This window comes from Streptomyces sp. NPDC090442 (genome assembly GCF_044769405.1).
Lineage (GTDB): Bacteria > Actinomycetota > Actinomycetes > Streptomycetales > Streptomycetaceae > Streptomyces.
Genome location: NZ_JBIVXW010000082.1, coordinates 18,222 through 40,436 on the forward strand (window position 1 = coordinate 18,222; position 22,215 = coordinate 40,436).

The following is a 22,215-nucleotide window of genomic DNA, read 5'->3' on the forward strand; positions in this document are numbered from 1 at the left end:
GGAAGATCACAGCGGGGTCACAGCTCTACAACGGCCGCCCCGGGTGCGGTTGCTGGTCCGCTTCTCCTCACCGGGGGTCGCACAAACCTTTCTCCGAACGGCGTAACCGGATGAGGTGAACGCCGCCGACCCCCGCGGCCTCCGTTTGACATCGCGCTGCCGCCCCGTGTCTCCTTGTCCGCATGCCAGCGACCTCCGCGCACCGACTGACCCGCTCCTACGGGTCCCGCTGCGCCGTGCAGGCCCGCTGTCGCTGTTCGAGCTGTCGTAGCCACTGAGCTCCAGCCGCCGCGCTCGGCACACCCCTCCCCAGCCACCGCTGGGAGGCACCCGCAGCGCACCGCCTCTCCGCGACCACCGCGCCGTGCCCCCACAAGGAAACGGCCCGCGCCGTGCCGCACCCCCTCCCGCCCCGCCCCGCGGGGTTTCGCGCGTACGTCCCGCACTCCCGCCGAGGAACCCGTCCATGAACAGCGACGTCCAGATCGCCGGCGACCCGCTCGCCCTCCCCCACCTGCTGCCGCCCGTCCCCGCCCACCCCAGCACCGTCGCCGGCTTCGCGGGCCTGGCCCGCTCGATCGCCGCCGACCGCGACGCCTGGGCGCCCCTGGTCCGCTACGACGCCACCACCCGCTGGTACCACCGGCTGCGCACCGGCCCCCGGTACGAGGTGTGGCTGCTGAGCTGGTTGCCCGGGCAGGGCAGCGGCCGGCACGACCACGGGCCGTCGTCGGGCGTACTGACCGTCCTGGAGGGCGAGTTGACCGAGCACACCGCGGACGGGCCGCGCGGCCTGACGGCCGGGAACCAGAAGGTCTTCGCCCCCGGTTACGTCCACGAGGTCGTCAACGACGCGCTGGTGCCGGCCGTCAGCCTGCACGTCTACTTCCCGGGCCTGACCGAGATGCCGATGCGTCCGCGCGGTCGGCTCCGCCCGGCCGGGGCGGCCCCCGCCCAGGAGCCCGCGGCCAACTGACGCCCCGCGCCCGGTCCGTAGCCCGTAGCCCGACCACCGCCCCTCATGGAACCGCCCGCGGCTGACATGCTTATGGGCATGCGCATTGTGGTTCTGGCCGGCGGTATCGGCGGCGCCCGCTTTCTGCGGGGACTGAAGGCAGCGGCTCCGGACGCGGACGTCACCGTCATCGGCAACACCGGTGACGACATCCATCTGTTCGGGCTGAAGGTGTGTCCGGACCTCGACACCGTGATGTACACGCTCGGCGGCGGCATCAACGAGGACCAGGGCTGGGGACGGGCCAACGAGACGTTCCGGGTGAAGGAGGAGTTGGCCGCGTACGGCGTCGGGCCGGAGTGGTTCGGGCTGGGCGACCGGGACTTCGCCACCCACATCGTGCGGACCCAGATGCTGGGCGCCGGCTATCCGCTGAGCGCCGTCACCGAGGCGCTCTGCGACCGTTGGCAGCCGGGCGTGCGGCTGCTGCCGATGTCCGACGACCGGGTCGAGACCCATGTGGCCGTCGAGGACGAGAACGGCGAGCGCAAGGCGGTGCACTTCCAGGAGTACTGGGTGCGGATGCGGGCCTCGGTGCCGGCGCTGGCCGTGGTGCCGGTCGGCGCCGAGGAGGCCAAGCCGGCGCCCGGCGTGCTGGAGGCGCTCGCCGAGGCCGACGTGATCCTCTTCCCGCCGTCCAACCCGGTCGTCAGCGTCGGCACGATCCTGGCCGTGCCGGGCGTCCGGGAGGCCGTCGCGGCGTCCGGGGCGCCGGTGGTCGGGCTGTCGCCGATCGTCGGGGACGCGCCGGTGCGCGGGATGGCCGACAAGGTGCTGGAGGCGGTCGGCGTCCGGTCCACCGCGGCGGCGGTGGCCCAGCACTACGGCGCGGGCCTGTTGGACGGCTGGCTCGTGGACGACGTGGACGCCGGCGCGGTGGCCGAGGTCAAGGCGGCGGGGATCCGTTGCCGGGCGGTGCCGTTGATGATGACCGACCTGGACGCGACCGCGGCGATGGCCCGTGAGGCGCTGGCGCTGGCCGCGGAGGTGCGGGCATGACCGGGGCGGGTACGGAGCCCGGCTACCGGGTGTGGGCACTGCCGGGGATCCCCGAGGTGCGGCCGGGCGACGACCTCGTCAAGCTGATCGCGGCCGCCACGACGGCCGAGGGCGCGACCCAACTCGCCGACGGCGACGTGGTGGTGGTCACCTCGAAGATCGTCAGCAAGGCCGAGGGGCGGATCGTCGAGGCCGCCGACCGCGAGGCGGCGATCGACTCCGAGACGGTACGGGTGGTGGCCCGCCGCGGCACCCTGCGGATCGTGGAGAACCCCCAGGGCCTGGTGATGGCCGCGGCCGGCGTGGACGCCTCCAACACCCCTGCCGGCACGGTGCTGTTGCTGCCCGTGGACTCCGACGCCTCGGCCCGTGCGCTGCGCGCCGGGCTGCGCGAGACGCTCGGCGTGGACGTCGGGGTGCTGATCAGCGACACCTTCGGGCGGCCGTGGCGCAGCGGGCTCACCGACGTCGCCATCGGGGCGGCCGGGGTGCGGGTCCTGGACGACCTGCGCGGCGGCACCGACGCGTACGGCAATCCGCTCAGCGCCACCATCGTGGCCACCGCCGACGAACTGACCGCCGCGGGCGACCTGGTGAAGGGCAAGGCGACCGCGCTGCCGGTGGCGGTGGTGCGCGGGCTGCCGCACGTCGTGGGCGAGGAGCCGGAGACCGACGAGGGGGAGGTGCCGGGGGCCCGGGCGCTGGTGCGCAACCCGGCGAACGACATGTTCCGGCTGGGCACCTCCGAGGCCGTGCGGGAGGCGGTGACGCTGCGGCGCACGGTGCGGGAGTTCACCGACGGTCCGGTGGACCCGGGCGCGGTGCGGCGCGCGGTGGCGGCCGCGCTGACCGCGCCGGCGCCGCACCACACCGCGCCGTGGCGGTTCGTCCTGCTGGAGTCGGCGGAATCCCGGACCCGGCTGCTGGACGCGATGCGGGACGCCTGGGTGGCGGACCTGGGCGCGGACGGGAGGTCGGAGGAGGCCATCGCCAGGCGGGTGCGCCGCGGCGACGTGCTGCGCGACGCGCCGTACCTGGCGGTGCCGTGCATGGTGCTGGACGGGTCGCACGTCTACCCGGACGCGCGGCGCGGCGCCGCCGAGCGCGAGATGTTCGTCGTCGCGCAGGGCGCCGGTATCCAGAACTTCCTGGTGGCGCTGGCCGGTGAGCGGCTGGGGTCGGCGTGGATCTCCTCGACGATGTTCTGTCGGGACGTGGTCCGGGAGGTGCTGGAACTGCCCGCGGAGTGGGAGCCGATGGGGGCGGTGGCGATCGGACGGCCGGCGGCGCCGCCCCGGGAGCGGCCGGCGCGGCCGGTGGACGACTTCGTCACCGTCCGCTGACGCGTCACCGTCCGCCGACGCCGCGCGGTGGGCGGCGTCGCCCCGGTCACAGCCGGGCGATGTCGCCCACCGGGAAGCGCGGGGCGCGGCGCGGCGGAACGAGGCCGGAGAGCAGGATCAGCCGGGCCGCGCGGTGCCGTTGGCCCTCGTAGGGCGCGAGGAGGTCGAGCATCTCCTCGTCGGTGGTGCCGCGGCGGCCGGTCAGCGCATAGCCGATGATGTGCGGCAGGTGCAGGTCGCCGACGGTGATCGCGTCGGGGGCGCCCAGGGCGCGCTGGAGGGTCTCGGCGGCCGTCCAGGGGCCGATGCCGGGGATCGCGGTCAGCCGGCGGGTGGCGTCGGCGAGCTCCATGCCCGCGGCCTGTTCCATCCGCGCCGCGGCCCGGACGGCGCGCAGGATCGCCGACGACCGCTTGGCGTCGACGCCCGCGCGGTGCCACTCCCAGGACGGGATCAGCGCCCAGGCGCGCGGGTCGGGCATCACCCGCAGCCGGTCCCAGGGGCCGGGGGCGGGCGTGCCGTGCCGCTGGAGCAGCAACCGCCAGGCGCGGTACGCCTCGTCGCTGGTGACCTTCTGCTCCAGCACCGAGGGGATCAGCGACTCCAGGACCAGGCCGGTGCGGGCGAGCCGGACGCCGGGGTGGCGGCGGCGCGCCTCGTGCACCACCCGGTGCCGGGCGGTCAGTTGCTCCGGCTCGTCGCACTCCCCCAGCAGCTCCGGCACCTTCTCCAGCAGCCACTGCGCGCCCGGGCCAAAGGCCGTCGCCGCGACCGTCCCCTCGGCGGGGCGGGCGACCAAGCGCAGCGTGCCGGGGCCGGCGGGGGTGCGGGAGGCGCGCCAGACCTCGTCGCCGCGGACCGCGAACGCGGGGTCGCCGGGGCCGCGGCGCAGCACCCCGAGGGTGCGGTGCAGGTCGTACGGGCCGGGCGGTACCCAGGTGCGGGCGGGCATGGGGCCAGGTTAGGCGATCGGGCGCGGGCCCGGTCGCGGCTGTGGACGGGCCGCCGGGCGACGGCCCGTCGTCACTGGTCGGAGGAGAAGCGGACCGCGCCGGCCGGGATCTCGGCGCCGCACCAGATGCGGATGCCGCCGCGCAGCTCGTTGTCGGCGCCGACCACCGCGCCGTCGCCGATCACCGCGCCGTCCAGGACGGTACGGGCCCCGATCCGGGCCCCGGCGCCGATCAGCGAGTCGTGGATCCGGGCGCCCTCCTCGATCACCGCGCCGTCCAGGACGGTGCTGCCGTCCACCTGGGCGCCGGCCCCGATCCGGGCGGTGGGGCCGACGGCGGTGCCGCCGGTCAGCTTGGCGTCCGGGGCGACCTCGGCGCCCTCCAGGACCAGGCGGTCGCCGCAGCGGCCGGGGACGGCCGGGGACGGGGCGCGCCCCTGGACCAGGTCGGCGGAGCCGCGGACGAACGCCTGCGGGGTGCCGAGGTCCAGCCAGTAGGTGGAGTCGACCATGCCCTGGAGGTGGGCGCCCTCGGCGAGCAGGCCGGGGAAGGTCTCGCGCTCGACGGAGACCGGGCGGCCGGTGGGGATGGTGTCGATGACCGACCGGTTGAAGACGTAGGCGCCGGCGTTGATCTGGTCGGTGACGATCTCCTCGGGGGTCTGCGGCTTCTCCAGGAAGGCGGTGACCCGGCCGGTGGCGTCGGTGGGGACCAGCCCGAAGGCGCGCGGGTCCTCGACGCGGGTGAGGTGCAGGGAGACGTCGGCGCCGGCGGTGCGGTGGGTGTCGACCAGGGCGCGGATGTCGAGGCCGGTGAGGATGTCGCCGTTGAAGATCAGCACCGGGTCGTCGGGGGCCGAGTGCAGCCGCGAGGCGACGTTGCGGATGGCGCCGCCGGTGCCCAGGGGCTCGACCTCGGTGACGTATTCGAGGTGCAGGCCGAGCGCGGAGCCGTCGCCGAAGTACGGCTCGAAGACCTCGGCGAGGTAGGACGTGGCCATCACGACGTGCTCGACGCCGGCGGCGCGGGCGCGCGCGAGCTGGTGGGTGAGGAAGGGCACGCCGGCGGCCGGGACCATGGGCTTGGGCGTGTGCACCGTCAGCGGGCGCAGCCGGGTGCCCTTGCCGCCGACCAGGAGGATCGCTTCGGTCACTGTGTCCTCAGTTCGCTGTGGGGTGGTCGGCCGGTGGGCGGACCAGTGTAGGCAGACGGTCCGCCGGCCGCCCTCGGCGGGACGCCGGGACGGGAGCCGGGCGACGGGGGCCGGCGGGGCGTTTGCGGTCCCTAGGACGGGCCGGGGCGGCGATCGGTTCAGTGCCGCGGATGACGGCGAAGTGACCAGCGGGTGACGAGTTTCACGGCGAACGGGGCCCGGTGGCGGGGCGTTGTCGACGGTCCGGTGCGCGGTGGTCAGCGGCCCTGGAGGCGGGCCGCGGTCTGGCGGATCGCCGGGAGGTCGGCGTAGAGCAGGGCGCCGGGACATTCGGTCTTGAAGCCGTCCCGGTGGCCGGAGATGACGTGCTGTCGGACGACCGCGCCCTTGCGGTAGAGGTTGCCGCCGGTGGACGTCATCGGGGTGCGGCCGCGCGGATCGGCGTTGTGCAGGCCCAGTTTCCAGGCCGCCAGCCGGCCGAGCGCCTCGACGGCGGGCGGCGGCGGCGCGGTCTTCTGGAAGCTGCCCAGCAGAGCGATACCGGTGCTGTCGTTGTTGAAGCCGAGGGTGTGCGCGCCGAGGACCGGCTTGGCGACGCCGCCGGCGCGGCCCTCGTAGACGGTGCCGCACTTGTCGATCAGGAAGTTGTAGCCGATGTCGCGCCAGTGGCTGCTCTTGACGTGGAAGCGGTACAGCGCGCGGATCACCAAAGGGGCCTGCGCGCAGGTGTAGTTGTTGCCGGTGGCGCTGTGGTGGACGAAGGCGGCGCGGACGGCGTGGGTGTAGACGAAGCGGGCCTCGCGGAGCCGTTCGTCGGCGCCCCAGCCGGCCCGGGTGACGATGCGGGGGCGGGCGCCGATGTGCGCCGGCCCGTTGGGGGCGGGCTCGCCGGCGGCGGCGATGTCGGCCCGGGCGGCGGCCTGGTCGGCGGCCGGGATCTCGGTGGCGCCCGGTGCGGCCAGCGGCGCGTTGGCGGCGGCGCTGGCGGCGGCCTCGGGGCTGACGGGCGGTCCGCCGCGCAGGGCCGAGGTGTTGGGGCCGGGGTCGACGAGTTCGAGCCGCAGGCCGTGCGGCAGGACGACGGGGGCGCGCACGGCGACGGACGCGGCGTCGGCGCCCTTGGCCGGGTCGGTGCCCGCGCCCGGGGTGAGGGTGAGGCGCAGTTGGACCGCGTCGCTGGCGCCGACCCACAGCGGGGCGGTGCTGCCGCGCGCCGCGCTGCCGTCGCGGGCCTTCTCGGCGCCCGGGTCGGGGGCGTCGTCGCTGGCGTTGGTCAGCTCCTGCCAGCCGGACCAGGTGCCGCTGCCGCGGGCCCGGGTGCGGACCTGGGCCCGGCCCCGGAGCGCCACCGAGGCGTCGTCCCAGACGACGCCGACGAGGGAGAACGGGCGTACCGTGCGGGCCGTCAGTTCCCGGACGACGGAGCGCCGTGGGGCGGCGGGGGCGCGCGGGGCGGCCCGGCCGAGGGCGTCCAGCGGGAGTGACTGGGTGGCGCCCGGCAGGTTGCCGACGCGCGCCCTGCCGGGCCCGGCGGCGGGATGCGCGGGGCGCGCGGCGGCCGGGGTGGGGGGCAGGGCGAGGGCGGCCGTGCACGCGGCGCCGAGGCAGGTCGCGAAGAAGGGGCGCATGGGAAATCCTGGGCACGGCCGAGGGCCGCCCGCCAACGCTGGTCTGACGGGGCATCGGCCGAACCGGTGGCCCGGCCGCGCCGCCACCGGACTGACCGTCGGCGGCCGCCGCGCGTACCCTGGCGCCGATGAACGCCACCGATCGCACCCCTGCCGACCTGCTGGGTTCCGCGCTGGCCGCGGACCCGGGCCGCCCGCTGCTGACCTTCTACGACGACGCCACCGGCGAGCGGGTGGAACTGTCCGTCGCGACCTTCGCCAATTGGGTGGCGAAGACCGCCAACTACCTCCAGGGCGATCTGGCCGCCGAGCCCGGCGACCGGCTCGCGCTGCTGCTGCCCGCGCACTGGCAGACCGCCGTGTGGCTGCTGGCCTGCGCCTCGGTGGGGGTGGTCGCGGACGTCGGCGGCGACCCGGGCGCGGCCGACCTGGTCGTCAGCGGCCCCGACACCCTCGATGCGGCGCGGGCCTGTTCCGGGGAGCGGGTGGCGCTGGCGCTGCGCCCGTTGGGCGGCCGGTTCCCGCAGCCGCCGGCGGGCTTCGCGGACTACGCGGTGGAAGTCCCGGGCCAGGGCGACCGGTTCGCCCCGTTCGTGCCGGTGGATCCGGGGGCGCCGGCGCTGGTCGTCGACGGCGGGGAGCTGACCGGTGCCGGGATCGGTCGGCGGGCGCTGGCCGACGCCACGGCGGCCGGGTTGCCGGCGGCGCCCCGGGTGCTGTCGGGGCTGGCGTACGACACCTGGCGGGGGCTGTCGTTCGGGCTGTACGCGCCGCTGGCGACGGGCGGTTCGGTGGTGCTCTGCCGGCACCCGGAGCGGGCGGCCGACGAGGCGCTGGCGGCCCGGGCGGCCACCGAGAAGGTCACCTTCACCGCGCCGCGTTCCTGAAAAGGGCGGCCGGGCCGCCCGCTCCCCCGTCCGGCGCAGGCGGATTCCCGCCGGGCGGGCCGGTCCGCCCGGCGGGGGCCATGCTCGGTGTACGTACGCGCTGTGCGTGCGTCACTCCCCGACGCGGGGTCCGGCGGTCTCCTCCCCGGCGGTGCCCGGCGCGGAGCGTCCCGCCGACTTCCGCGAGGGAGACGCCCACGTGACCGAGAGCCCCGACATCCCGCCCGAACGCCGTCGCCGTCGCGGGGGCGGCGGGCGCGGGGCGCCGGGCGCCGGGCGGCCGGCGCGGTTCCCCGGGTGGCCCGCGCGGCCGGTCGGCCAGCTGGCGACCGACCGGCCGGGACCGCCGCGCACCCCGCCACCGCGGCACCGCCGTTGGCTGCGGGCCGCGGCGCTGGCGCTGGTCGTCGCGGTGCTCGCCTCGGCCGGGTTGGGCTGGGCGATCTGGACCCGCCTCAACAACAACATCCGGGCCGACAGCGCGACCGAACGGGAGTTGCAGAAGTACGAGTCGGAGCGGCCGCCGGCGGGCCCGAAGAACGCGCAGAACATCCTGCTGATCGGCTCCGACAACCGGGGCGGCGGGAACGGCGCGTACGGGGAGGACACCGGCACCCAGCGCTCGGACACCACGATCCTGCTGCACCTGGCGGCGAACCGGCGCAGCGCCACCGCGGTGAGCATCCCGCGCGACCTGATGACCCAGGTGCCGCACTGCCGGCGGTCCGACGGGACGGAGTCGGCGCCCCAAGTGGTGCAGTTCAACTGGGCGTTCGCCTACGGCGGGGCGGCCTGCGCGATCCGCACGGTGGAGCGGATGACGTCGATCCGGATCGACCACCACATCATCGTGGACTTCGTCGGCTTCAAGAACATGGTGGACGCGGTACACGGCGTCCAGGTGTGCTTGGCGCGGCCCGTCCGGGACGAGGAGGCGCACGTGTCGTTGCCGGCCGGTCGGCAGACGTTGGGCGGGGAGGCGGCGCTCGGTTACGTGCGGGCCCGTAAGAGTCTGGGCAACGGCAGCGACACCCAGCGGATGGCGCGGCAACAGCAGTTCCTGGCCGCATTGGTGAAGAAAGTGCAGAGCAATGGCGTGCTGCTCAATCCGATGCGGCTGTATCCGGTGATGGATGCCGCGACGAGTTCGTTGACGACCGACTCCGGACTGGCTTCGCTTCGGGGGATGTACGAATTGGTCCGGAGCGTGCGTTCCATTCCCACCTCGCGGGTGCAGTTTCTGACCGTGCCGCGCACCGTGTACCCCGAGGACCCGAATCGCGATCAACTGGTGCAGCCCGACGCGGACCGGCTGTTCGCGCAATTGCGCAAGGATCGACCGGTGGCGGTGGCGCCGGATCCCGCCCGTGCCGCCGCGGACGACAAGCCGTCCGGGCGCGGCACACGGCCCGCGCCGGAGTCGAGTTCGGTGCCGTCCTTTCCCGGGAGTACCGCGGAACGCGGCGGCTGCGAATAACCGCGCCGGCGGCGAAGGGAATGGGCGGATTGCCCAGTTGTAGGAACGTGGAATGTGTCACGCGCGTCGCCCGACGCTGAACTGGGCGGATAGTGTGAGCGATCCGGTCCGCCCCACCAGCTGGCCGATGACCGAGCACCAAGTACCGAAAAGACCCAAGTACCGAACCACGTATCGCACGATCGACCGAGCGCCTTGAGGGGACGGCGCCGCGTGGTACCGACGGAGGACTCAAGGCACCGTGGACGCGCAAGGCCGTGGGCAGGCGGGCGACAACAACGTCGACCCCGCTGATCAGTGGGTGTTCGACCCGAACACCGGCAACTACGAGTTGCGGCTCGACCCGTCGGGTCGGGGCCCGGCTCGGCCCGACGACCGCAAGGCGCCCGGCAGACGTGCCGAGGCGGATCCCGGCACGGCGGGCGGTGACACCGACACCCGTCCGCTGCCGGTCCAACGCGCCGGCCAGAAGGCCGACGGCGACGACGAGGCCCCGAAGGGCGGACGGGCGGCGCGCCGGGCCGCGGGCCGGTCCGGGAGCGCGGCGGTGGCCGGCGCCGCCGCGGGCCGGCGGCGGCCCAAGCCGAAGAAGTCGGCGAAGCGGAAGGCGCTGTACTGGACGGCCGGGGTGGTGGGGTTCGTCCTCGTCGCCGGCTGCGGCACCGCGTACATCGTCTTCGAGCAACTGGACGGCAACATCAAGAAGGTCGACGTCGGCGAGGAGAACTCGGCGGTCACCGACGGTCCGGTGAACCTCCTGGTCATCGGCACCGACGCGCGCACCGGCAAGGGCGACACCGGTTACGGCGACAGCGGCAGCCTGGGGCACGCGGACACCACGATCCTGATCCACGTCTCCAAGGACCGTTCCAACGCCTCGGCGTTGAGCATCCCGCGCGACCTGATCACCGACATCCCGGACTGCCCGACGAAGCAGCCGGACGGCTCGACCAAGGTCATCCCCGGGCAGCAGCAGGTGCGGTTCAACACCAGCCTGGGTCAGGAGGGTCGGGACCCGGGCTGCACCTGGCGCACCGTGGAGAAGCTGACCGGGCTGCAGGTCAACCACTTCATGATGGCGGACTTCAACGCCGTCAAGGACCTCTCGGACGCGGTGGACGGCGTCGAGGTGTGCGCGGGCAAGGACATAAACGACCCCAAGTCGCACCTGAAGCTGACGGCCGGTCGGCACGTGGTCAAGGGCGAGCAGGCGCTGGCGTTCGTGCGGACCCGGCACGCGGTGGGCACCGGAAGCGACCTGAGCCGCATCGAGTTGCAGCAGCAGTTCGTCGGGTCGCTGATCCGGAAGCTGAAGTCGAGCGCGTTCAGCAGCCCGGGGAAGCTGCTGGACGTGGCGCAGGCGGCGACCAAGGCGTTGACGGTGGACACCGGCATCGGCAGCGCGTCGAAGCTGCTGGACTTCGGCAACGACCTGAAGCGGGTGGACCTGGAGAAGATCACCTTCGCCACCGTCCCGGTGCTGGACAACCCGCGGGACAAGGCGACCGTCGTGCTGGACACCGCCAAGGCCGATCCGCTGTTCAAGATGGTGCAGCAGGACCACCCGTTGGCCAAGGGCGCCGGGAAGGGCGGCGGCGCGAAGAAGGACGCGGCGCCGGTGAAGAAGGCGCCGCCGGAGCTGGTGCGGGTCGATGTGTCCAACGGGGGCGGGCCGTTCGGCGCGGCCCAGGAGACCGTGGACTGGCTGCAGAACTCCAAGGCGGCGCGGCTGTCCACCAACGCCGGCAACGCGCCGGAGAAGTTGGCCGCGACGCGGCTGGAGTACGCGCCCAACCAGGCCGACCAGGCCGCCACGTTGGCGGAGTGGATGGGGCTGCCCAAGAGCGCGTTGAAGAAGACCGCCACGGACGCCGGCCCGCGGGTCCCGATGAAGCTGGTACTGGGCAAGGACTTCACCGCGCCGGGTTCACCGATCGAGGCGCCGACCGAAACCCCGGACGGGGTGCAGCACGTCAGTGCAGGTGACAAGAACATCTGCGCGAAGTAGCCGGGCGGCCCGCCGAGGACCCCCGGGCGCACCGGAAGAACACGGGGGATGCCGCATGCGGCAGAGCGGAGTACGGGACGGGGAACCGGCGCCACAGCGGCTGGGCTGGGCGGACGGCGGCTACGAGGACAAGGGGCTGCCGCCGGACGCGCCCGGGTGGGACCCGGGCAGGGGCGCGGCGCCCCAGAACCCGCCCGGCGGGCACCGCGCCGGGCGCCGCCCGCGTCGCCGGGCACTGCGCTGGACGGCGCTCGCCCTCGGCCTGTTCCTGGTGGCGGGGGCCGTCGGCGGCTACCTCTACTACCAGCACCTGAACGCCAACCTCCGCAAGGAGGCGCTGGACCTCGGCCCGGGCGGGCTGAAGAAGCCCGAGCCCAACGCGTTCGGCCAAACCCCGCTGAACATCCTGCTGTTGGGGTCGGACGGCCGGAACACCGAGAAGAACATCGAGCTGGGCGGGGCCCGTCAGGACGCGGACCGCAAGCCGCTGGCCGACGTCCAGATGCTGCTGCACGTCAGCGCCGACCGCAGCAACATGTCGGTGATCTCCATCCCGCGGGACACCCGGGTGACCATCCCGCAGTGCACCGACCCCAAGGACGGACACGTCTACCCGCAGACCACCGGGGCCATCAACGAGTCGCTCCAACACGGCGGCCCGGGCTGCACCGTGGCCACCTGGAAGGCACTGACCGGCATCTACGTCGACCACTTCATGATGGTCGACTTCTCCGGGGTGGTGGACATGGCCGACGCGGTCGGCGGGGTGCCGGTCTGCGTCGACCGGAACGTCTACTCGCACGACAGCCGGGGCCACGGCAGCGGCCTGCGGCTGACCAAGGGCACCCACGCGGTCAAGGGCGTCCAGGCGCTCCAGTGGCTGCGCACCCGCTACGGCTTCGAGGACAACACCGACATCGGCCGGGCCAGGGCCCAGCACATGTACATGAACTCGATGATCCGCCAGCTCAAGCGGGGCACCAGGCTCACCGACCCGGTGCAACTGCGGGACCTGGCGGAGGCCGCGACCAGCGCGCTCACCGTCGACGAGGGGCTGGGCTCGGTCAAGAAGCTCTACGACCTGGGCGGCGACCTCCAGCGGGTGCCGACCGGGCGCGTCACGATGGTCACCATGCCCTGGCAGTACGGGCGCGGGGAGCGGTACGTGCTGCCCAGGCCCGGCGACGCGGAGGCGACCTTCGCGATGCTGCGGAACGACGCCGCGCTGGACGGCAGGGACGCCGGCGGCCCGAAGCAGCAGCCCGAGCCGGACCCGAAGCCGTCAACTCCCAAGGACAAGCTGGACGTTGTCGTCCAGAACGGCACCGACGGCACCCGCGGCCCGGCCCCCGGCCGCGCCAACGTCGTGCACGGCCGGCTGACCGCGCTCGGCTACGCCGCCGCCCGCACGGACTCCCGGCTGACCAGCCAGGCCGACACCGCCCTGCTCTACAAGGACGCCTCCCAACGCGGCGACGCCCTGGCGCTGGCCAAGGCGCTGGGGCTGCCCAAGGGCGCGGTGCGCCCGTCGTCGTCAACGACCGCGCTGCGCCTGGTGGTCGGCAACGACTGGCGGACCGGCGCGGACCACCCCGCCGCGTCCGGCGGCGCCGGCGGTGACGGCACGGCCGCCGCGCACCGGGCCCCGAAGAGCGCCGACCCGCTGAACGCCGAGAAGGACTCCTCGGCCTGCATGCAGGTCAACACCCGGTACACCTTCTGACGCGACGGGCGCGCGCCCTGTCGGGGCGCGCACCCGTCCCGCGGTCACCGCTCCGCCGTCGCTACTCCGCGGCCGTCACGGGCGCCTGGACGGCCGGCCGCCGGCTGGCGATGACCTTCCTGGCCAGCGCGCGCGGGCTGGTGAGGAAGCCGGTGCCCCAGGACATGTGCATGGTCGCCAGGGCCAGCGGGATCTGCGCCCGGGCCTTCAGCGACAGCCCCTTGCCGGCCGGCAGCGAACCGGCGGCGATCGCGGCCAGGTAGCCGGCCGGGACGACGAGGCCCCAGGGCGTGACGGCCACGCCGACCACCACGCCGGCCGCGATGGCGCAGACCGCGGTCGGCGGGGCGAGGTAGCGCAGGTTGATCGACCCGGAGTGGTAACGGGCCACGACGTGCCGCCACTTCCCGTAGTCCTTGTACTGCTTGGCCAGCGCCCGGACGCTGGGCCGCGGCCGGTACTGGACCTTCAACTCCGGCGAGAACCAGACCTTCCCGCCGGCCTCGCGGATCCGGAAGTTCAGCTCCCAGTCCTGGGCGCGGATGAACTCCTCGTTGTAGCCGCCCTGTTGCTCCAGCACGTCGCGCCGGAAGACGCCGAGGTAGACCGTGTCGGCGGGGCCGGCCGCGCCGCCGGTGTGGAAGGCGGCGTTGCCCACCCCGATCCGGGAGGTCATCGCGGCGGCCACGGCCTCCTCCCAGGCGTTCTCGCCCTCGGCGTGCATGATGCCGCCGACGTTGGCGGCACCGGTCTCCTCCAACAGCCGCACCGCGGTGGCGATGTAGTTCGGCGAGAGCATGCCGTGACCGTCGACGCGGACGACGACGGGGTGCCGGGACGCCTTGATCGCGGCGTTCAGCGCGGCGGGGGTGCGGCCCGTGGGGTTGGGCACGGTGTGCACCCGGGGGTCCTCGGCGACCAGTTCCGCGGCGATCTCGTCGGTGCGGTCCGCGGACGGGCCGAGGGCGATCACCACCTCCATCTCGCCGGCGTACTCCTGAGCCAGGATGTGCCGGACCGCATTGCGCAGGTGACGTTCCTCGTTGAGCACCGGCATGATCACGGAGACGGCCGGAAGCTGCTGCTGGGGCATGGTTCCTCGGGGGTACGGCCCGCGGTGAACCGCCTTGAAGAGGGCGGCGGCGCCCGCCGGGAGACTGCGGTATTCCGCTTCACGGTACCGCGAACGGGCGACCGGCTCGGACGGCAACCGGGTGGCCGCACGACGCCCGCCCGGTGTGTGGCGTTTTGCAGCAGATCGTACCGGCTTACGGTGGCCCGGCCCCGCTGCCCTCGTCCCCGTCCACCGCGGAGGTGGCCCGTGACCGCGCCGTCCCCCACCACCCGCACCGTGCCGGGCCGGCGTCCCCGGCGGCGGCGCGGGCGTCGGCGTTCCCCAGGCCGGCCCCGTTGGGGGCTGCGGGTCAGCGCCGCGGCGACCGCGCTGCTGCTGTCCGCGAGCGGGGTGGGGCACGCCATGGTCACCGGGGTGGAGACCGGCATCGGCCGGGTCGACGCCTTCCAGGGGATGAGCGACCGGCCCGGCGCCGGCGCGGGGCTGACGTTCCTGGTCGTCGGCACCGACGGCCGGGACAAGCTGACCGACGAGGAGAAGCGGAAGTACCACCTGGGCGGCGACCCCTGCCACTGCACCGACACCCTGATGCTGGTGCACCTGGCCGCCGACCGGCGCCGCGCCAGCGTCGTCAGCCTCCCCCGCGACTCCTACGCCGAGGTGCCCGCCCACGAGGACGCCGAGGGGCGGCGCCGCCCCCGGCACGCGCTCAAGCTGAACGCCGCCTACGCCGAGGGCGGCCCGAGCCTGACCGTGCGCACCGTCGAGCACATGACGGGGGTGCACATCGACCACTACCTGGAGGTCGACTTCACCAGCTTCATGCGGACCGTGGACGCGGTCGGCGGGGTGGACCTGTGCACCGTGCGCCCCCTGAAGGACCCGTACTCAGGGCTGGACCTACCGGCCGGGACGTCACGGCTCAACGGCGGCCAGGCGTTGCAGTACGTCCGCACCCGGCACGTCGACGCCTCGGCCGACCTGGGCCGGATGCAGCGCCAACAGCGCTTCCTGGCCGCGCTGTTGCACCGGATCGCCTCGTCCGGGGTGCTGATGAACCCGGTCCGCTTCAAGGAGGTCGCGGACGCCGTGCTGACCTCCGTACGGGCCGACGCGGGCTTCGGCGCGGGCGACCTGACCGACCTGGCGCAGGCGATGCGCGGCTTCGGTCCGGCGTCCTCGGAGTTCGCCTCGGTGCCGCTGCGCGGCGAGGCGGAGAACGTGCCGGGGCTGGGGTCGACGGTGCGCTGGGACCCGGTGCGGGCGCCGCGGCTGTTCCGGGCGCTGCGCGAGGACCGGCCGATCGCCGTCCATCCGGACCGCGCGACGCCGGCCACCGTCGTGGAGGTGCCGCCCGAGCGGGTCCGGGTGCGGGTCGACAACGGCACCGGGCGGCGCGGGCTGGCCGCCCGGGTCACCCGGGAGCTGCACGCCACCGGCTTCGCCACCGCCGACGCCCCCGGCGACTCCGCGCTCGGCGCCGCGCCACGCACGGTGGTCTCCTACGACCCGCGCTGGGACCGCTCGGCGCGGTCGCTGGCGGCCGCGCTGCCGGGCGCCGCGCTGCGCCCGGCGAACGGGCAGGGGCCGGTGCTGCGGGTGACCGTCGGGACGGACTTCCGTGGGGTGCGGGCGGTGCGGGCCGAGGAGCCGACGCCGGCCCCCGGCGCCCTCGGGGCGATCACCGGCGACCAGGCGGTGTGCCGATGACCGTGCCCGCACCCCGTCGCACCGCCGCGGGGCCGTCGCCGGCCGGGCCGGACCGGCGACGGCACCTGGCCCGGGCCGCCGCCGCGGCCGCGGTGCTGGCGCTGCTCGCGGCCACCGCGGCGGCGGCCCCGGCGGCGCCGGCCGAGCCGGCCGGCTGCGGGGTGCTGGTCCGCGGCCGGCTGTGCCTGCGCGGCCCGGTCGGCACCACCGGCGTCTACACCGCCGTCTACCAGCGGGACGTCCCGGTACCCGGCGAGATCACCGTCCGGCTCGGCTACCAGCGCAAGAACGCCCAGATCACCGCGTTCCCCGGCTGGTTCGGCAGCGGGCGGACGCGGGGCGGGGCGCTGCGGCTGAGCGGGCGGGTGGAGATGCTGCCCGACGAGTGCATCCGCGGCGTCATGGAGCACACCGCGACGGTCTTCGTCACCAAGTGGAGCTGCGGCTGACGCCGGCGGGTCCGGCGCCCGGAAAGGTGTGTGCGAACCATGTGGCAGGTCGTGCTGGCCGTCACCCCCACCACGGTGACACTCTTCCTGCTCGGGGCGTTGGCCCTGGCCCTGGGGCTGGCGCTGTGGTCGGCGCGGGCCCCGCACCGGCCCGCCCCGCGGACCACGGCCCGCGCCCTGCTGGCAGCCTGGCTGCTGCTGATCCTGGTGGTCACGCTCGTCCCCACCCAGCCGGTCGGCAGCTCCGACGCGACGTTCTGGTGGCGCCCCGGGGAGGGGATGTTCGAGCTGGGCGCCCAGTTGGAGCCGGGCGAGGTGGCGATGGTGGTGCGGCGGCAGATCGCCGGCACCGCGCTGTTCGTCCCGGTGTCGCTGCTGCTGCGGTTCGCCGCGCCCCGGTGGTCGGTGGCCGGCACGTTCCTGTTCGGGGTGGGGCTGAGCCTCGTCATCGAGCTGGCGCAGTTGCTGATGCGGGCGGGCCGGGTGGCCGACATCGACGACGTGCTGTGCGCGGCGGCGGGGACGGTGGCCGGCGCGCTGCTGGCCCTCCTGGCGAAGCTGGCGGCGGCGGTGTGCCGTCGGGCGCTGCCCCCGCGGGCGGTCGGTGCCGCGCCGGCACCCGCGCCCGAGGAGGCGTAGGGCCGGTCCCGGGCCGTGGCGCGGGGGGCCGGTCAGGCGTCGTCGAGGCCCTCGGCGGCGCGCCGCTCGCGCAGCTCCTTGATGGCGCGGCGGCGGGCCAGCCGGTGCGTCCGGCGGATCTGGGCCTCCTGGTAGCGCCGCTTGTCGCGCTCGGTCTCGGGGAGCACCGGCGGCACCGGGCGGGGCTTGCCGTGCTCGTCGACGGCGGCGAAGACGAGGTAGGCGGAGCCGACCTGCTGGGCGGGGGTGGACTCGTTCCAGCGCTCGGCCAGGACCCGGACGCCGACCTCCATGGAGGACCGGCCGGTCCAGTTCACCTGGGCCTTCACATGCACGAGGTCCCCGACCCGCACCGGCTCCAGGAAGGCCATCTCGTCCATGGAGGCCGTCACCGCCGGGCCGCCGGAGTGCCGGCCCGCGACCGCGCCGGCGGCGTCGTCGACCAGTTTCATGATCACCCCGCCGTGCACCGTCCCCAGGAGGTTGGTGTCGGCCGCGGTCATGATGTGCGACAGCGTGGTGCGGGAGACGGAGGTGGCCTTGCCCGCAGGGCCGTCCTCCGGGCTGGTGGTGACGAGGTCGGTCATGGAGAACAGCGTAAGCCGGCGCCGTACGGGACCGTACGGCGCGGCGGCGGGGCGGGCCCACGGCGGCGTGACCCCGGTCTCACCGGCGGTGTGAGCGGGGTCTCCCCGCGGTGCCGGAAACCATCCGGAATGGCTGATTCCGCTGGTCGCGCCGGAATCGTCGGGCCCCGTGCGGTATGGCCCGGTAGCACGCGGCCGCTTTGCATCAGCTCTGCAACAGCCCCGGCCCGATCCCGTACCCGCCCTATGGGGCGGACCCCACGGGGATGCACACTTCCCCGTATGAATGAGTGGCCCCAAGGACGGTCCGGCGAGCCGGGCGGCAACCGGTACGGCAGCGGCAGTGGCAGCGCCGAGCCGGAGGGTGCGCGCGCCATGCCCCACGTGCGGCGCGACGCAGGCCCCGGCCACCCCCGGAACGAGCCCCCGCTCCCGCCCTCGCTCTCGCCGCGCGGCCGCGCGAGCGTCCCGCCGCAGCAGTCCCAGGGCCAGCACGACTACGACGGCTACAACACCGGCCAGGTCTACGGCGGGGGCGGCGGCCGCGGCCGGGGCGGTGACGGGTACGGCGACGGGCCGGGCGCCCGACCGCGCCCGCGCTGGGGCCGCCGCATCAAGTGGACGCTGATCACCGTGGTCGTGGTGGTGCTGGTCGCCTCGGTCGGCACCTACTTCTGGGCGGACGGCAAGCTGCGCCGCGAGGTCGACCTGAGCAAGGTCATCGACCGGCCCGCGACCGGCGACGGCACCAACTACCTCATCGTCGGCACGGACAGCCGCGAGGGCATGACCGACGAGATGAAGCAGAAGCTGCACACCGGCGGCCCCACCGACGGCGGGCGCACCGACTCGATGCTGATCCTGCACGACGGCAGCAACGGCCCGACGCTGATCTCCCTGCCGCGCGACTCCAACGTCGAGATCCCCTCGTACGTCGGCTCGACCTCCGGCAAGAAGTTCCCGGCGACCGGGCGGCACACCAAGCTGAACGCGACCTACGCCGAGGACGGTCCCAGCCTGCTGGTGCGCACCATCGAGTACAACACCCACCTGCACATCGACCACTACGTCGAGATCGGGTTCGCCGGCTTCGCCAACATCGTCGACGCGCTCGGCGGCGTGGAGATGGACATCCCCCAGGCGTTCAAGGACAAGGACTCCGGCGCCGACTTCAAGGCCGGCACCCAGACCCTCACCGGCGCGCAGGCGCTCGCCTTCGTCCGGACCCGGCACGCGTTCGCCTCCCAGGACCTCCAACGCACCAAGAACCAGCAGAAGTTCCTGGCCGCCGTCGCCAAGCAGGCCGCCACGCCGGGCACCCTGCTCAACCCCTTCACGTTCTATCCGACGCTCGGCGCCGGCCTGGACACCCTGAAGGTGGACAAGGACATGAGCCTGTGGGACCTGGGCCAGATGTTCTTCGCGATGAAGGGCGTCACCGGCGGCGACGGCAAGTCGATGAACATGCCGATCTCCGGCAGCGTGGGCGGCAACCTGGTCTGGGACCAGGCCAAGCTCAAGCAGCTCGTCCAGCAGCTCAACAACGACGAGCCGGTCACCGTCACCGGCAACTGACCGGACGGACGACGAAAGACGGGCCCCGACCGCAACTGCGGCCGGGGCCCGTCCCGTTGGGCGGCGACGACTCCGCTACGGGAGGTTGCGCGCCATCACGATCCGCTGCACCTGGTTCGTGCCTTCATAAATCTGCGTGATCTTGGCGTCCCGCATCATCCGCTCCAGCGGGTAGTCGCGGGTGTAGCCGTAGCCGCCGAGCAACTGGACGGCGTCGGTGGTGATCTCCATGGCGGCGTCGGAGGCGTAGCACTTGGCGGCGGCGCCGAAGAACGTCAGGTCCTCGCCCTTGGCGCCGGCCGAGACGCGCTCGGAGCGGGCCGCCGCGGCGTAGGTGAGCTGCCGGGCCGCCTCCAGCTTCATCGCCATGTCGGCGAGCATGAACTGGACGCCCTGGAAGTCGCCGATCGGCTTGCCGAACTGCTTGCGCTCCTGGACGTAGCCCTTGGCGTAGTCCAGCGCGCCCTGGGCGATGCCGAGCGCCTGGGCCGCGATGGTGATGCGGGTGTGGTCCAGGGTCTTCATCGCGGTGGCGAAGCCGGTGCCCTCCTCGCCGATCATGCGGTCGGCGGGGATCCGGACGTTGTCGAGGTAGACCTCGCGGGTCGGGGAGCCCTTGATGCCCAGCTTCTTCTCCGGGGCGCCGAAGGAGACGCCCTCGTCGCCCTTCTCGACGACGAACGCCGATATGCCCTTGGACCGCTTCTCGGGGTCGGTCACCGCCATGACGGTGTAGAACTCCGACTCCCCGGCGTTGGTGATCCAGCGCTTGACGCCGTTGAGGACGTAGAAGTCGCCGTCCCGCACCGCCTTGGTCTTCATCCCCGCCGCGTCGGAACCGGCGTCCGGCTCGCTCAGGCAGTACGAGAACATCGCGTCGCCCTGGGCGAGCGGCGCCAGGTACTTCTTCTTCAACTCCTCGCCGCCGGAGAGGATCACCGGGAGCGAACCGAGCTTGTTGACGGCCGGGATCAACGACGAGGAGGCGCAGACCCGGGCGACCTCCTCGATGACGATCACGGTCGCCAGCGCGTCGGCACCGGCACCGCCGTACGCCTCCGGCACGTGCACCGCGTGCAGGTCGTTGGCGACCAGCGCGTCCAGCGCCTCCTGTGGGAAGCGCGCCTCCTCGTCCACCGCGGCGGCGAACGGTGCGATCTTCGCCTCGGCGAGCGAGCGCACCGACTCGCGGAGCATGTCGTGCTCCTCGGACGGCCGGTACAGATCGAAATCAGCGGCTGCGTTCTTTCCCACTGACGCCAAGGTCTCTCACTCCCCTGTGAGCTGTCGGCAGCGCTAACTACCGTTAAGTAACCCTTACTGAGAAGGGATTCTAGGGCCGATGCCGGGCCGCGGATAGGTGAGGTTGCCGACAGTCCGCCCTGGTGCGCACGGCTGGCGGGAAGGGGGCGCGCGGTGCGCGGATATGCTCGGTCGGCAGCTTTTTCCGCCCGACGTCTGGAGCCCCACATGGCCCTCAAGATCACCGTGATCGGCACCGGCTACCTCGGCGCCACCCACGCCGCCGCCATGGCCGAGTTGGGCTTCGAGGTGCTCGGCCTGGACGTGCAGCCGGAGAAGATCGAGATGCTCCGCCGCGGCGAGGTCCCGATGTACGAGCCGGGCCTGGAAGAGCTGCTCCGCCGCCACGTCGCCGGCATCGAGGGCTCCACCGGCCGGCTGCGCTTCACCACCTCCTACGAGGAGGTCGGCGCCTTCGGCGACGTCCACTTCGTCTGCGTCAACACCCCGCAGAAGCACGGCGAGTACGCCTGCGACATGTCCTACGTCGAGGCCGCCTTCGACGCGCTGGCACCGCGGTTGACCCGGCCCGCGCTGGTGGTCGGCAAGTCGACGGTGCCGGTGGGCAGCGCGGCCCGGCTCGCGCGGCGCCTGAAGGACGCCGCGCCCGCCGGCTCGGACGTCGAACTGGCCTGGAACCCGGAGTTCCTGCGCGAGGGCTTCGCCGTCAAGGACACCCTGCACCCCGACCGCATCGTCGCCGGCGTCACCAGCGAGCGCGCCGAGGCGCTGCTGCGCGAGGTCTACGCCACCCCGCTCGCCGAGGGCTCGCCCTTCGTCGTCATGGACTACCCGACCGCCGAGCTGGTGAAGACCTCCGCCAACTCCTTCCTCGCCACCAAGATCTCGTTCATCAACGCGATGGCCGAGGTCTGCGAGGCGGCCGGCGGCGACGTGGTGAAGCTGGCCGAGGCCATCGGCCACGACGAGCGGATCGGCAAGAAGTTCCTGCGCGCCGGCATCGGCTTCGGCGGCGGCTGCCTGCCCAAGGACATCCGGGCCTTCATGGCCCGCGCCGGCGAGCTCGGCGCCGACCAGGCGCTGACCTTCCTCCGCGAGGTCGACTCGATCAACATGCGGCGCCGCGCCCACATGGTCGAGCTGGCCCGCGAAGCGGTCGGCGGCAGCTTCCTCGGCACCCGGGTCGCCGTCCTCGGCGCCACCTTCAAGCCCGACTCCGACGACGTCCGCGACTCCCCCGCGCTCAACGTCGCCGGCCAGATCCACCTCCAGGGCGGCCAGGTCACCGTCTACGACCCGAAGGGCATGGCCAACGCGCAGCGGGTCTTCCCGACCCTCGGCTACGCGGACAGCGCCCTGGAAGCGGTGCGCGGCGCGCACGTCGTCCTCCACCTCACCGAGTGGCGCGAGTTCCGGGAACTCGACCCCGCGGTACTCGGCGAGGTCGTCGCCGAACGGAGCATCCTGGACGGACGCAACGCCCTCGATCCGACCTTGTGGCGCAAGGCGGGATGGACGTATCGGGCGCTTGGGCGCCCGTCCGCGTAGCGGATTGCTTCCCACGTTGTCGGCTTTCCCGCCGTGGGGGTTGCTGTCTTTGCGCCCGCGGCGCGGGCTGGCTTGGTCCGCTGCGCGGTGCGGAGCCGCTGCGCGGGGCTGTCGGGGTGCGGTGACGGGCCTGCGGGGTGGGGGTGCCAGACTGCTTCGCTTTACGTCTGGCACCCCCACCCC

18 protein-coding genes are annotated in these 22,215 nt (G+C 73.9%); 12 read left to right on the forward strand and 6 right to left on the reverse strand.

Annotated elements, in window-relative coordinates:
• The first annotated feature begins 466 nt into the window (after positions 1-466).
• The 3 genes from ACIQU6_RS37550 to ACIQU6_RS37560 all read left to right on the forward strand — a co-directional run bounded on the left by ACIQU6_RS37550 (position 467) and on the right by ACIQU6_RS37560 (position 3,357).
• On the forward strand, positions 467-976 hold the full coding sequence (locus tag ACIQU6_RS37550; protein ID WP_403486223.1) for a cysteine dioxygenase: 510 nt from the start codon (positions 467-469) through the stop codon (positions 974-976).
• 78 nt (positions 977-1,054) lie between these two features.
• The gene (gene cofD / locus ACIQU6_RS37555) at positions 1,055-2,014 is read left to right on the forward strand and encodes a 2-phospho-L-lactate transferase (protein WP_403486224.1); all 960 of its coding nucleotides are present in this window, start codon (positions 1,055-1,057) and stop codon (positions 2,012-2,014) included.
• On the forward strand, positions 2,011-3,357 hold the full coding sequence (locus ACIQU6_RS37560; protein ID WP_403486225.1) for a coenzyme F420-0:L-glutamate ligase: 1,347 nt from the start codon (positions 2,011-2,013) through the stop codon (positions 3,355-3,357). Before cofD ends, ACIQU6_RS37560 begins: the two co-directional genes overlap by 4 nt.
• 46 nt (positions 3,358-3,403) lie before the next feature.
• On the opposite strand, the gene ACIQU6_RS37565 is transcribed toward ACIQU6_RS37560, so the two are convergent.
• The 3 genes from ACIQU6_RS37565 to ACIQU6_RS37575 form a co-directional block, all read right to left on the reverse strand.
• Positions 3,404-4,309, reverse strand: coding sequence for a DNA-3-methyladenine glycosylase family protein (locus ACIQU6_RS37565; RefSeq protein ID WP_403486226.1), 906 nt, complete (start codon positions 4,307-4,309; stop codon positions 3,404-3,406).
• Positions 4,310-4,380: 71 nt separating this feature from the next.
• Positions 4,381-5,463 carry a sugar phosphate nucleotidyltransferase gene (locus tag ACIQU6_RS37570; protein WP_403486227.1) on the reverse strand — a complete coding sequence of 361 codons (1,083 nt, stop codon included), beginning with the start codon at positions 5,461-5,463 and terminating at the stop codon, positions 4,381-4,383.
• A 257-nt stretch (positions 5,464-5,720) separates the two neighbouring features.
• On the reverse strand, positions 5,721-7,091 hold the full coding sequence (locus ACIQU6_RS37575) for a peptidoglycan recognition protein (protein ID WP_403486228.1): 1,371 nt from the start codon (positions 7,089-7,091) through the stop codon (positions 5,721-5,723).
• A gap of 128 nt (positions 7,092-7,219) precedes the next feature.
• Between ACIQU6_RS37575 and ACIQU6_RS37580 the strand changes: the two genes are divergently transcribed.
• The 4 genes from ACIQU6_RS37580 (at position 7,220) to ACIQU6_RS37595 (ending at position 13,186) form a co-directional block, all read left to right on the forward strand.
• Complete coding sequence (locus ACIQU6_RS37580; protein ID WP_403486229.1) at positions 7,220-7,978, forward strand: TIGR03089 family protein; 759 nt, start codon at positions 7,220-7,222, stop codon at positions 7,976-7,978.
• Between the two features lie 199 nt (positions 7,979-8,177).
• Positions 8,178-9,455 carry an LCP family protein gene (locus ACIQU6_RS37585; RefSeq protein WP_403486230.1) on the forward strand — a complete coding sequence of 426 codons (1,278 nt, stop codon included), beginning with the start codon at positions 8,178-8,180 and terminating at the stop codon, positions 9,453-9,455.
• Positions 9,456-9,696: 241 nt separating this feature from the next.
• Positions 9,697-11,463: an LCP family protein gene (locus ACIQU6_RS37590; protein ID WP_403486231.1), complete on the forward strand. Its 1,767-nt coding sequence runs from the start codon at positions 9,697-9,699 to the stop codon at positions 11,461-11,463.
• Positions 11,464-11,518: 55 nt separating this feature from the next.
• Positions 11,519-13,186, forward strand: a complete 1,668-nt coding sequence (locus ACIQU6_RS37595; protein ID WP_403486232.1) for an LCP family protein — start codon at positions 11,519-11,521, stop codon at positions 13,184-13,186.
• A 61-nt stretch (positions 13,187-13,247) separates the two neighbouring features.
• Here the strand turns inward: ACIQU6_RS37595 and ACIQU6_RS37600 are convergent, their stop codons facing one another.
• A complete protein-coding gene (locus ACIQU6_RS37600; RefSeq protein WP_403486233.1) occupies positions 13,248-14,279 on the reverse strand; it encodes a glycosyltransferase family 2 protein in 1,032 nt (343 codons plus the stop codon).
• A 228-nt stretch (positions 14,280-14,507) separates the two neighbouring features.
• Between ACIQU6_RS37600 and ACIQU6_RS37605 the strand changes: the two genes are divergently transcribed.
• From ACIQU6_RS37605 to ACIQU6_RS37615, 3 genes are read left to right on the forward strand one after another with little or no spacing between them, the layout of a single operon-like run.
• Positions 14,508-15,971, forward strand: a complete 1,464-nt coding sequence (locus ACIQU6_RS37605) for an LCP family protein (protein WP_403486234.1) — start codon at positions 14,508-14,510, stop codon at positions 15,969-15,971.
• Positions 15,968-16,420: a hypothetical protein gene (locus ACIQU6_RS37610; protein ID WP_403486235.1), complete on the forward strand. Its 453-nt coding sequence runs from the start codon at positions 15,968-15,970 to the stop codon at positions 16,418-16,420. The genes ACIQU6_RS37605 and ACIQU6_RS37610 overlap by 4 nt, the downstream gene beginning before the upstream one ends.
• Positions 16,421-16,459: 39 nt before the next feature.
• Entirely contained in the window at positions 16,460-17,059 is a 600-nt protein-coding gene (locus ACIQU6_RS37615) for a VanZ family protein (protein WP_403486236.1), read from the forward strand.
• A gap of 32 nt (positions 17,060-17,091) precedes the next feature.
• Here the strand turns inward: ACIQU6_RS37615 and ACIQU6_RS37620 are convergent, their stop codons facing one another.
• The gene (locus tag ACIQU6_RS37620; protein WP_403486237.1) at positions 17,092-17,646 is read right to left on the reverse strand and encodes an acyl-CoA thioesterase; all 555 of its coding nucleotides are present in this window, start codon (positions 17,644-17,646) and stop codon (positions 17,092-17,094) included.
• A gap of 282 nt (positions 17,647-17,928) precedes the next feature.
• Between ACIQU6_RS37620 and ACIQU6_RS37625 the strand changes: the two genes are divergently transcribed.
• Positions 17,929-19,221: an LCP family protein gene (locus tag ACIQU6_RS37625; RefSeq protein WP_403486238.1), complete on the forward strand. Its 1,293-nt coding sequence runs from the start codon at positions 17,929-17,931 to the stop codon at positions 19,219-19,221.
• Between the two features lie 75 nt (positions 19,222-19,296).
• On the opposite strand, the gene ACIQU6_RS37630 is transcribed toward ACIQU6_RS37625, so the two are convergent.
• Positions 19,297-20,475, reverse strand: a complete 1,179-nt coding sequence (locus ACIQU6_RS37630) for an acyl-CoA dehydrogenase family protein (RefSeq protein WP_403486239.1) — start codon at positions 20,473-20,475, stop codon at positions 19,297-19,299.
• 216 nt (positions 20,476-20,691) lie between these two features.
• Here ACIQU6_RS37630 and ACIQU6_RS37635 point away from each other — a divergent pair, with 216 nt between their 5' ends.
• Positions 20,692-22,032, forward strand: a complete 1,341-nt coding sequence (locus tag ACIQU6_RS37635) for a UDP-glucose dehydrogenase family protein (RefSeq protein ID WP_403486240.1) — start codon at positions 20,692-20,694, stop codon at positions 22,030-22,032.
• The last annotated feature ends 183 nt before the right edge of the window (positions 22,033-22,215 follow it).